The sequence below is a fragment of the Pauljensenia sp. C0254C2 genome, from assembly GCF_056583835.1.
Genome location: NZ_JBWPJO010000003.1, coordinates 243,501 through 254,686, shown reverse-complemented (window position 1 = coordinate 254,686; position 11,186 = coordinate 243,501). Strand labels below are relative to the sequence as shown.

The 11,186-nt window shown below is 60.4% G+C and carries 8 protein-coding genes and 1 pseudogene; all 9 read left to right on the top strand.

Annotated features, from left to right (window positions below; genetic code table 11):
• A pseudogene (locus AC1DA5_RS04075) lies at window positions 1–469 on the top strand (protein translocase subunit SecF); the annotation flags it as partial.
• Window positions 466–1,011 (top strand): adenine phosphoribosyltransferase, encoded by a 546-nt coding sequence (locus tag AC1DA5_RS04070; RefSeq protein ID WP_070727295.1) that lies wholly within the window; start codon window positions 466–468, stop codon window positions 1,009–1,011. The pseudogene AC1DA5_RS04075 and the gene AC1DA5_RS04070, both read left to right, overlap by 4 nt.
• A 73-nt stretch (window positions 1,012–1,084) precedes the next feature.
• Window positions 1,085–3,418 carry a RelA/SpoT family protein gene (locus AC1DA5_RS04065; protein ID WP_307876260.1) on the top strand — a complete coding sequence of 778 codons (2,334 nt, stop codon included), beginning with the start codon at window positions 1,085–1,087 and terminating at the stop codon, window positions 3,416–3,418.
• A gap of 83 nt (window positions 3,419–3,501) precedes the next feature.
• Window positions 3,502–4,833, top strand: coding sequence for a DUF349 domain-containing protein (locus tag AC1DA5_RS04060; RefSeq protein ID WP_083314510.1), 1,332 nt, complete (start codon window positions 3,502–3,504; stop codon window positions 4,831–4,833).
• Between the two features lie 3 nt (window positions 4,834–4,836).
• Window positions 4,837–5,556 (top strand): MBL fold metallo-hydrolase, encoded by a 720-nt coding sequence (locus AC1DA5_RS04055; protein ID WP_058236769.1) that lies wholly within the window; start codon window positions 4,837–4,839, stop codon window positions 5,554–5,556.
• Between the two features lie 32 nt (window positions 5,557–5,588).
• Window positions 5,589–6,935, top strand: a complete 1,347-nt coding sequence (gene hisS, locus AC1DA5_RS04050; protein WP_070727291.1) for a histidine--tRNA ligase — start codon at window positions 5,589–5,591, stop codon at window positions 6,933–6,935.
• Window positions 6,936–6,942: 7 nt separating this feature from the next.
• Entirely contained in the window at window positions 6,943–8,637 is a 1,695-nt protein-coding gene (locus AC1DA5_RS04045) for a dynamin family protein (RefSeq protein WP_480289304.1), read from the top strand.
• On the top strand, window positions 8,637–10,232 hold the full coding sequence (locus AC1DA5_RS04040; RefSeq protein ID WP_070727287.1) for a GTPase family protein: 1,596 nt from the start codon (window positions 8,637–8,639) through the stop codon (window positions 10,230–10,232). The genes AC1DA5_RS04045 and AC1DA5_RS04040 overlap by 1 nt, the downstream gene beginning before the upstream one ends.
• Before the next feature lie 9 nt (window positions 10,233–10,241).
• Window positions 10,242–11,186: a methionyl-tRNA formyltransferase gene (gene fmt, locus AC1DA5_RS04035; RefSeq protein WP_070727285.1), complete on the top strand. Its 945-nt coding sequence runs from the start codon at window positions 10,242–10,244 to the stop codon at window positions 11,184–11,186.

The following is an 11,186-nucleotide window of genomic DNA, read 5'->3' as shown; positions in this document are numbered from 1 at the left end:
TTTCGACAACGTGCGCGGCCTGACGAAGAACGTGTGGGAGCAGAAGCGCTACACATATGGCGAACTGGTCAATCTCGCCGTCAACCAGACGATGGTGCGTTCCATTAACACTTCCGTTGTTGCACTTCTGCCGGTGGGAGCGATCCTCGTGATCGGTACTGTTCTTCTGGGGGCGGGCACGCTGACGGATATTGCTCTGGCACTGTTCGTCGGAATGATTGTGGGTACCTACTCGTCGATATTTATCGCCTCGCCGCTGTTGGTCATGCTGGAGGAGCGTCGGTCACGCGCCCGTGAACACAACACCATCGTCGCCAGGCAACGCTCAATCGATTCGACTGACGAGGGTGACCACGCCCCAACATCTGACAGTGTTCAGGTACAAGCTGTGGCGGCGCGACCGGTCATCCCGGGGCACCGTCTTGGCAATGATGCTCAACCTCAACGAAAGAAGCGTAAGCGCAAATGACAGAAGAACTCGGAAGGCGCATCAAGAAACTGGTCGTCGACAATATGCGTGACGTCCCCGGTTTCCCGCAGGAAGGCGTCCTCTTCCACGACATCACACCGCTGCTGGCCAACGGCCCGGCGTTCCAGGAAACTATCAATTTGCTCTGCGAGCACTACGAGGGACGCATTGACGCTATCGCAGGCCTGGAGTCACGAGGCTTCGTCCTGGCTGCACCGATGGCGACACGTATGGGCATCGGTATGATCACGATTCGTAAGGCCGGCAAACTGCCCGGACCGGTGATCGGTGAGGATTACTCCATCGAATACGGCATCGCTCGCATGGAGCTTCGCCCGGACTCTGTCGTAGAGGGACAACGCGTCCTGATCATTGACGACGTGCTGGCCACCGGCGGCACGGCACGTGCCTCGGTGAATCTGCTTGAGCAGTGCAAGGCCGAGGTTGCAGGTGTGGCGGTCCTCCTCGAGTTGACTGAATTGAAGGGCCGAGACAAGCTTGAGGGCCTGGATGTGCAGTCTGCAGTGGCACTGTCTGTCTGACATCACCCGGTAACTTTCCAGCTCAGGCGCGCTTCCTCACACGTGGGGGCGCGCCTGAGCCTATGATGACTGTGTGAGTGAGAGAACTAAACCACCGAGCAGGCCGAAAGCGCCGTCGGCAGGGTCCTTTGTGCGGTCGGGACTGGTCTGGTTTGGTTCGCGAGGGCGCACGACCGCACCTGAGATTGAACCATTGGTGCGTGCCTTGCGCGCCAACCACCCGAAAGCAGATATCTCAGTTATTGAGCGCGCCTATGAGACGGCTGAAGTTCATCACAGAGGGCAAAAACGCGCATCTGGCGAGCCGTACATCACTCATCCCGTCGCAGTGGCGACGATTCTGGCTGAAATGGGCATGACGACGCCAACGCTGGTGGCGGCGCTGCTGCATGACACGGTTGAGGACACGGATTACACGGTTGAGCAGCTCACCGCTGACTTTGGTGAGTCAATCGCACTGCTGGTCGACGGTGTCACCAAGCTCGATAAAATCCGCTATGGCACCGCAGCCCAGTCGGAAACACTGCGCAAGATGATCGTGGCGATGAGTCGGGATATCCGCGTGCTGTTGATCAAACTTGCAGATCGCCTGCACAATGCGCGCACGTGGAAGTACGTCTCGCCTGAATCCGCTAAACGCAAGGCGAAAGAGACACTGGAGATTTATGCGCCGCTTGCCCACCGCCTGGGCATGAACACGATCAAGTGGGAGCTTGAAGAGCTGTCATTCAAGACGATGCTGCCGGAAATCTACGAAGAGATTGACCGGCTTGTTCAACAGCGCACACCGCGCCGCGAAACCTATCTGCGTGACGTGATCGCGCAGATCGAAGAGGATCTGCGGCGCGCCGGAATTCGCGGAACGGTCGGCGGGCGCCCGAAGAACCACTATTCGATCTACCAGAAGATGATTGTGCGCGGCAAAGCGTTCGATGAGATTTTCGATCTGGTGGCGGTGCGAGTCCTTGTTGACAGTGTCAAAGACTGTTACGCCGTTTTGGGCGCAATGCACGGCAGGTGGAATCCGATTCCGGGCAGGTTCAAGGATTACATCGCCATGCCGAAGTTCAACTTCTACGAATCGCTGCACACGACGGTGGTCGGGCCGGGCGGCAAGCCGGTGGAAATCCAGATACGTACATATGAGATGCACGAGCGTGCCGAAAATGGCGTAGCCGCTCACTGGAAGTACAAGGAGAACCCGAACGCAACATCGGGCACGTCCGACGCAATGAGCACCAATGAGCAAATGAATTGGTTGCGCGCTCTGGTGGAAATGGAACGGGAAACAGGTGACCCGGAAGAGTTCCTCGACTCGCTGCGCTACGAAATTGCCGGCGAAGAAGTCTACGTGTTCACCCCGCGAGGCGAAGTTGTCGTGCTGCCTGCACACGCCACACCCGTCGACTTTGCCTACGCCGTCCACACCGAGGTCGGCCATCACACTGTCGGTGCACGCGTCAACGCCCGCCTCGTTCCTCTTGATACGCAGCTGGAATCGGGCGACACGTGTGAAATCATCACCTCGAAGTCAGAAAAGGCCGGCCCGTCTCATGACTGGTTGGCATTTGTGGCGTCCCCTCGTGCACGATCGAAAATCAAATCGTGGTTCTCGCGCGAACGCCGTGAGGGAGCCATCGAAGCCGGCAAGGAAGCACTGGCGCGCGCGATGCGCAAACAGAACCTGCCTCTGCAGCGCCTGATGAATCATGAATCGATCCTGTCGGTGGCAACTGACCTGGGTTACCAGGACGTGTCGGGTCTGTACGCGGCAGTAGGAGAGAACCACCTGTCTGCCCACAATGTCGTGTCCAAACTGGTGGAGAACCTGGGCGGGGGAGCCGGCACTGAAGAGACGCTTGCTGAAGGCATCACACCAGGCGATACGCGCACACGCAAGGCGACCTCGGATGTGGGCATCGTGGTGTCTGGAATGAGTTCCAATGACATCTGGGTGAAGCTGGCCCGATGCTGTTCGCCGGTGCCCGGCGACCCGATTATGGGGTTCATCACACGTGGGCAAGGTGTTTCCGTCCACCACAGTGACTGTTTGAACGCAGCCCGTCTGGAAGAGCTCCACCCTGAACGTCTCATTGATGTCTCGTGGGATACGAACCGTTCGAACGCGCAGTACCGCGTCCAAATTGAATTGCGTTCACTGGATCGGGCTGGATTGCTGTCGGATCTGACGAAGGTCCTGTCGGATTATTCGGTCAATATTCTGACCGGATCAATGTCGACGTCGGCTGACCAGGTGGCCTCTACGCGCTTCACATTCGAACTTGCGGACATGGCACATCTGAACGCCGTTTTATCTGCTCTCAGACGTGTTGATGGTGTTTTTGAGGCGCGTCGCGTGACGGGCACCCGGAAACGTGCGCGTGAATCCCGTGCAGACGAATCGTGAACGAGGAGACCGACAGTTCGCCCCTCGAGCGTGATTTTGCGTAGGATAAGGAAGTGTCAGTCAAGACACATAACCGCGCACGGATGGATCGGTCCATCCACGTCCCGAGAAGGAAGATCGTGACTATCTCGCCTAATCCACAGCAGCCATCCACTGGCTCCCCGGAAACCGCATCCGAACCTGCTCGTACCGAGTTCGGGCGAATGGACACTGAAGGAAATATCTACGTCACTGACGGTGAGAGCGAACGCCTCATCGGATCCTACCCGGAGGGCGCTCCGGACAACCCGTTCGAACTGTACGAGCGGCGCTACAGCGACTTGGAAGCCACGATCCGCCTTTTTGAAGACCGTCTGCCTCACCTGGGGGCACGCGACATCGACCAAACCGTAGCCACGCTGCGTGAGGCCGTTGCGGAGCCGGCAGCAATCGGTGACCTGCCCGCGTTGCGTGAGCGCGTCGACAAGGCCGCTCAGGCTGGTGAGGAGCGCAAGGTTCAAGCCAAGGCCGAGCGCCAGGCTGCTCGCGAACAGGCCATTGCAGATCGCACCAAAGTGGTCGAGCGGGCCGAAGAAATTTCTCAACAGGACCCAGAACGCACCCACTGGAAGCATTCAGGACAGGCACTGCGTGACTTGCTTGAAGAGTGGAAGACTTTACAGCGCAAGGGGCCACGCCTGGACAAATCCACCGAAGATGAGCTCTGGAAGCGTTTTTCCAGTGCACGCACTGTTTTTGACCGTCATCGTCGCCAGTTCTTCTCGGCACTTGACCAGAAGCAGACTGAGGCGCGTCGCGTGAAGGAAGGGCTGATTGCTGAAGCTGAAGCCCTTCAGAATTCAACGGACTGGGGGCCAACCTCGTCGGCCTACCGGGACCTGATGGATCGCTGGAAGGCAGCGCCTCGCGCGTCTCGCAAGGAAGACGATGCGTTGTGGGCACGTTTCAGGACAGCGCAGCAGGTGTTCTTCGATGCGCGCCGCGCCAAGGATGAAGCAGCAGATGCCGAATCTGAAGAAAACCTCAAGGCCAAGGAAGCGCTGCTGGAGCAGGCCGAGGCGCTCTTGCCGATCGAAGACATGGACGCTGTCAAGCCTCGTTTGCGCGCCATCCAGGACCAGTGGGATGAGATTGGCCGCGTGCCATCGGCCCACGTCGGCCAGGTTGAAGGCCGGATGCGCGCCGTGGAGGATGCGGTGCGCCAGGCTGAAGAACGCGAGTGGAAGCGCTCGAACCCGGAGACACGTGCCCGCGCCGAAGGCATGCTGGGGCAGCTGGAAGAACAGCTCGACCGACTGAAAGCCGACATCGAGAAGGCCGAAAGCGCCGGAAATTCCGATCAGGTACAGTCGTTGCGCGAAACACTGGCAACGAAGACTGCGTGGTTGGATCAGATCCGCTCGTCAATGGAGTGACGCGTGCTCATCACTGTCATACCGACCCCGTTTTTCGGGGCAAACTGCATCGTGCTTCAGCCCGACGCAGAAGCGAACGTCGTAGTGGTTGACCCGTCGGCAGGTGTGTGCGACCAGATCCGCGGGGCACTGGATCGCGCTGATGCTCAGGTGGGCGCCGTTCTGTGCACTCACGGTCATCCTGATCATGTCTGGGATGCTCACGAGGTGGCCTCATGGGCACCTGACGCGCCCGCACCGGTGTGGATCCCTGGTCCTGACAGATACCGCATGGATGACCCGATGTCGTATCTGCCGATGAAACCGAGCGGCATGGACCTGACGTGGCACAAGCCGGAAGATCTGCGCGACGTGCCTTCTGACACGTTCGAAATCCAGCCCGGCATCTGGCTGCAGATGCTTCCTGCGCCAGGCCACACAGAGGGGTCGGCATTGTTCCTGGGGGAGTGCGACGTCAATATCGCGGACCACGAGGGCACAATCCTGTGGCAGCATGACGATCCAATTCCGTGGGCGCTGAGTGCTGACGTGATCTTTGCCGGGTCGGTTGGACGCACCGACCTGCCCGGTGGAGACGAACGCCAAATGAAACATACGCTTCGCACCATGGCCAACGCCATTGATCCGCGAACGGTCATGATCCCGGGGCACGGGCCACTGACGACGTGGGCACACGAACTTCAGACCAATCAGTACGTTGCGCGCGCACGACGCGAAGGCTAGACACAGAGTAAAAGAATCGAAGGACACATACGATGGCACGGACAAAATTGTCTGGATTTCCCGAATGGAGCGTTGAGGGCCGGCTGATCGAGCTGCATGTGCTCGATTCGCTGCGTCATGTGTTCGAACTCCACGGGTTTTCCAACATTGAAACCCGAGCCGTCGAAACCCTCGACTCGCTGCTGTCCAAAGGGGAAACCTCCAAAGAGGTGTACCTGCTTGAACGTCTCCAGGGACTCGAGAAAGGCGAACACACCGATAAGGACCGCAGGATCGGACTGCACTTCGACCTGACCGTTCCGCTGGCCCGATACGTCCTGGATAACGTCAACGACCTGCATTTTCCGTTCAAGCGCTACCAGATTCAAAAAGTCTGGCGCGGCGAACGCCCGCAGGAAGGACGTTTCCGCGAATTCACTCAGGCCGATATCGACATCGTCGGCAACGGTGCATTGCCGTTCCACTTCGAGGTCGACCTGCCGCTCGTGATGGCCGAAGCACTGTCCTCACTGCCCATCGGCCCGTTCAAGATCCTGGCCAACAACCGCAAGGTCGTTCAGGGCGTATGCGAAGCGCTCGGAGTTGGCGACGTTGACGCAGCGCTGCGCGGTTTGGACAAGCTGGACAAGATTGGGCCCGAGGGTGTGACCGAGGAACTGGCAGAAGCCGGAATCTCAGGCGACCAGGCACGCACCCTGCTGACAATGGCGCAGATCCACACCGATGATGTGGCCGAGCTTCGCGACGGTATTGACGCGTTGGAACTGTCCAACGACATTTTGCGCGAGGGGCTGGATGAGCTGTGTGCGCTGATTAGCGACGCTCATGAGCGCATGCCCGGCGCTGTCTTTGCTGACTTGAAGATTGCGCGCGGACTGGACTACTACACTGGATCGGTCTACGAAACAGTGCTGACCGAACACCCGTCACTGGGATCGATCTGCTCAGGTGGGCGCTACGATTCTCTGGCATCGGACGGCAAACGTAGCTACCCGGGCGTCGGGCTGTCCATTGGTGTCTCTCGCCTCGTCTCCCGCATGATCGCGCAGCCAATGGTGACCGCCACGCGTACCTCACCGGCCGCGGTGGTCGTCGCCGTCATGAACGAGGAAGACCGCGGGCACTCCAACCGGATCGCAGCGACCCTGCGTTCACGCGGTATTCCCACCGATGTTGCGCCTACAGCGGCCAAATTCGGCAAACAGATCCGCTACGCTGATCGATTAGGAATACCATTCGTCTGGTTCCCGGACGCCTCGGAAGGTGACACTGTCAAGGACATTCGATCGGGTGACCAGGTCGAAGCCGATTGCGAGACATGGATGCCTCCGGCAGAGGATATGCATCCGCGCATCGCGTCGGCCACACAGGAGGACTAGGCTGACTATGGAGCGTTCACCACTGCACAGTGCGCGTGAAATGCGTGATGCGTTGGCGGACGTGTCGATCAATGTCGAAACGCCGTCAGCCCGCCGTGCACGTAGTGAACAGGCTCGAGCCCTGCGGCGCCTCGACGATCATGTGATCCCGCGCCTCGAACATGCCCAGGCACCCATTCTGTGCGTGATCGGCGGATCTACGGGGGCCGGGAAATCTACCCTGGTCAACACGATGGTTGGGTACGCAGTGTCGGCGTCGTCAGCCGTACGTCCCACGACACGCGACCCGCTCCTGCTGCACAATCCCAGCGACGCCATGTGGTTCGACTCGAACCGGATTCTCACCTCCCTGACGCGCAGGCGTGAAGAGGCGGATGCTGATCCTGAGCGCGAATCACATCCTCACTCGCTACGTGTGCGCGCCCTCGAAGCCATTCCCCACGGTGTCGGCGTTATCGATGCACCTGATCTTGATTCGGTCGTGGACGACAATCGTGCCTTGGCTCGTCAACTGCTCGACGCGGCTGACCTGTGGATTTTCGTCACGACTGCGGCCCGCTACGCGGATGCCGTGCCGTGGCAGGTGCTCGAAGAGGCCGGAAGTCGCGGCATCGAGACGGTGATCGTCCTCAACCGCATTCCGCCTGGGGCAACCCAGGAGGTCGCGGCCGACCTGAATGCATTATTGTCCGAGCGCGGCCTTGGCAACGCCCCGGTGCTCGCTATCGATGAACAGGCGCTCGAGGACGGCTTGCTGCCCCACGATGCCGTCCAGCCGCTTGTTGACCGACTACGCGCACTGGGTGCAGACGCCGAACGCCGCAGCGAACTGGCTCAGCAGGCGATTCGCGGATCGGTGCGAGAGGTGATCGAATCGGCCGGCGCAGTCAGCCAGGTTTTCGACGAGGAACGTGCCGCCGTTGAGGCACTTGTGGAGCGCATAGACCGGATCGGGGAGGCTGCCGGGCGTCGTGTCCGCCAGGGCACTGCCGACGGCACGCTGCTGCGTGGTGAGGTGCTGGCCCGCTGGCAGGAAGTTGTCGGCGCAGCAGATTTCACGCGCATACTGTCGCGAGGCATTTCGCGTCTGCGTGACCGCATTTCTGCCTTCTTTCGAGGGCGCCCGACCCCGTCCGAACCTGTTGAAGATGCCATTGAAGCTGGCTTGACCAGCTTGCTGGCAGATGAATTTGCTGACGTGAGTGACCAGGTGGCCGAGCTGTCGCGCACTGATCCGGCACTGGTAGGCGCGTCGCCCTCGTCAATCATGACGGCGTTGGATCCGTCCGAGCGTGCTCAGCGCGTCGCGAACCAATGGCAGCGCGAACTGCTTGCGATGGTGCGCAGCGAGGGCCAGTCCAAGCGCGCCGGAGCCCAGATGATGGCCATTGGTGTCAACGTGGTGGGCGTGGCGCTGATGATCGTCATTTTTGCGTCAACGGGTGGACTGACCGGAGCTGAAGTGGGTGTAGCTGGTGCAACCGCGGCCGTGGCGCACAAACTGCTCGAAGCGATTTTCGGCGACCAGGCGGTGCGTGACATGGCCAAGAAGGCGCACCGTAACCTCGTGGAGGCAGCCGACCAGGAGATCGCCCAAATCCTGCAGCCGGCGCGCGACGCTCTGCCCGAAGCAGGTGACTACGCGCGCCTAGCCGAGGCGATTGCGCAGGCGAGCCAACAATGGTCGGTAGGAGCCGAATAATGACCCGTGGTCTCTCCAACCCTGCCGAACGCGTGGATCATATTGCCTCCGCTATGGAGCTTGCCGGACCGGATGTATCCAATGAATGCGTGGACCGCGTCGCGGATTGCTTGCTGCGCGCACACGAACGCACAGGGCTCGATCCTGACACGACCGTGGTTGCGTTCGTGGGAGCAACCGGGTCAGGCAAGTCGTCGCTTTTTAACGCGATCCTGGGGCACGACATCGCGCAGGTTGGCGTACGCCGCCCCACCACCACACAGGCTCTGGCCGCTATCGGCGCGGGCACGCGTGCACCTGAACTGGTCGAATGGATGGGCGTGCGCGAGCAGGTCATGATCCCGTCGGGCGCCGGCCTTCCGGAAAGTGTGGCCCTGGTTGATCTGCCTGATATCGACTCTATTCAGCAGGACAATGTGGCGCTCACCGAGCGTCTTGCGTCCCGCGTTGACCTGATCGTATGGGTCGTTGATCCGCAAAAGTATGCCGACCACGTTATCCATTCGCAGTGGATTGCGCGTTTCGCTGCCTACGGTGCGCCGGCGTGTATGGTGCTCACGCACGTCGACCAGCTGTCGCCGACTGATCGTAGCCAGATCGAAGCGGACATTCGTCGTCTCCTGGAAGCTGATCAGGCAGCCGGCATGAAGCTGGTGGGTGCCTCGTCGGTGACAGGGGAGGGCATTGATGCGGTTCGCTCGATGATCTCTGAGCGCGCACGTATTGTGCGTCAGCAGGCTGAACGTGTTGGCGCCGTCCTGGATGAAGCCGTTGATGTGGCGCGCCGGGACCTGGAGATTGAAACTGCTGAACTGCCGAAGGTGCCGAAGAACCTGACCTTACAGTTGGTTAATGTTGCAGCGGGCGCTGCAGGTGTGGGACACGTGACGTCAGCTGTTGATGCGGGGTATCGTCACCGTGCTCAGAAAGTGTGCGGCTGGCTTCCGTTCCGTCTGCTTGCCCGATTCAAATCCGACCCGCTGGCACGCCTCCATCTGGAAAGCTCGGAATCATCAGTGTCATCTGTGCCCGAAGCAACACCCGTCGCCCGTGCCAAATTGAATTCTGGCGTGCGAACCATTGCCGGGCAGATTGCGCACGGCAGACCGCAGGTGTGGCAGCGCCGCGTACGTGAACTAGCCCGCGAACGTGCCGAAAGCGTCACCACACCGCTCGACCAGGCTGTTGCCGGAACCGATTTTGGCCTGCAAGAACGACGTACCTGGTGGCGTGCGAGCGCGATCCTCCAAGGCATCGGATGGCTGATGGCACTGGCCGGAGTGCTGTGGATCCTGGCGGTGCGTGGGGCCGACCAGTTCCTCATGATCCAGTGGGACGTGCCGATGTGGCGCGGACTGCCCATTCCCACCTGGTGCGTTCTTGGAGGGCTGGCCCTGACGGTAATCGTGGCTCTGCTGTCGTGGATAGGCGTGCGCATAGGAGCAGCCCGTGCTCGGCGCCGGGCACACTCACGCTTGACTCGGTCGATCAGCGAAGTCATCGAACAGAGTGTCAGCGGGCCCCTCGTAGCTGAATGCGAACGTCAGGCTGACATCGTGAAGCACCTGAATGCTGCCGCCTCGCGAACCCACTAGAATATAGCTGTGCGCATTATTTTTGCTGGAACTCCTGACGTCGCTGTGCCCACCCTGTCGGCGTTGAACGATTCGAAACATGACGTGGTCGCGGTCATCACTCGTCCGCCGGCTCGACGGGGCAGAGGCAAGAAAACCTTCCCATCACCTGTCGCGCAATACGCGGTTGACCATGGCCTCGAGCTGATCGAGTCGTCACGTTTTACCGATCCGTCGCTTCAGCGCGACATTGATGCTTATGACGCCGACCTTGGCGTCGTTGTTGCATTCGGCGCGATCATTCCGCCTGCTGTCTTAACAATGCCGCGGTTGGGGTGGGTTAACCTGCACTTCTCGGATTTGCCGCGCTGGCGCGGAGCTGCCCCGGTCCAGTATGCGATTTGGTCGGGTGATGCACGAACGGCGTCGAGTATCTTCCAGCTGGAAGACGGCCTGGACACCGGGCCGGTTTTTTCGCGCCTGCCGGTCACGATCGACCCGTCTGAAACTGCCGGGGAACTGCTGGAACGAATGGGACGTCTCGGAGCCGACCAGATGGTGGCCACGGTGGATGCACTGGCTGACGGACGCGCATCAGCACACGTGCAGGATACAGATGGTGTCACCTATGCTCACATGCTCACCCCCGCCCAGGGATTCATTGATTTCACCCAGAGCGCGGCAGAGGTGTCGCGTCACATCCGCGCCTTCACTCCGAACCCAGGCGCATGGACTGTTCTGTCTGACGGGAAGCGCCTCAAGATTGCAGGAGCTGAACCGATCGATCAGCCCACACCCGGCACGGGTCTGCTGCAGGTGACAAAGCATGAGGTCATGGTCGGGTGCGCTGACGCGTGCGTCAGACTGGGCCAGGTCGCACCAGCAGGTAAAGGCTGGATGGACGCAGCGGCCTGGGCGCGTGGGGCACGCCTTAGCGGCGAGGAACGTGTCGGCGTTATGGCAACGGAGGAGTGA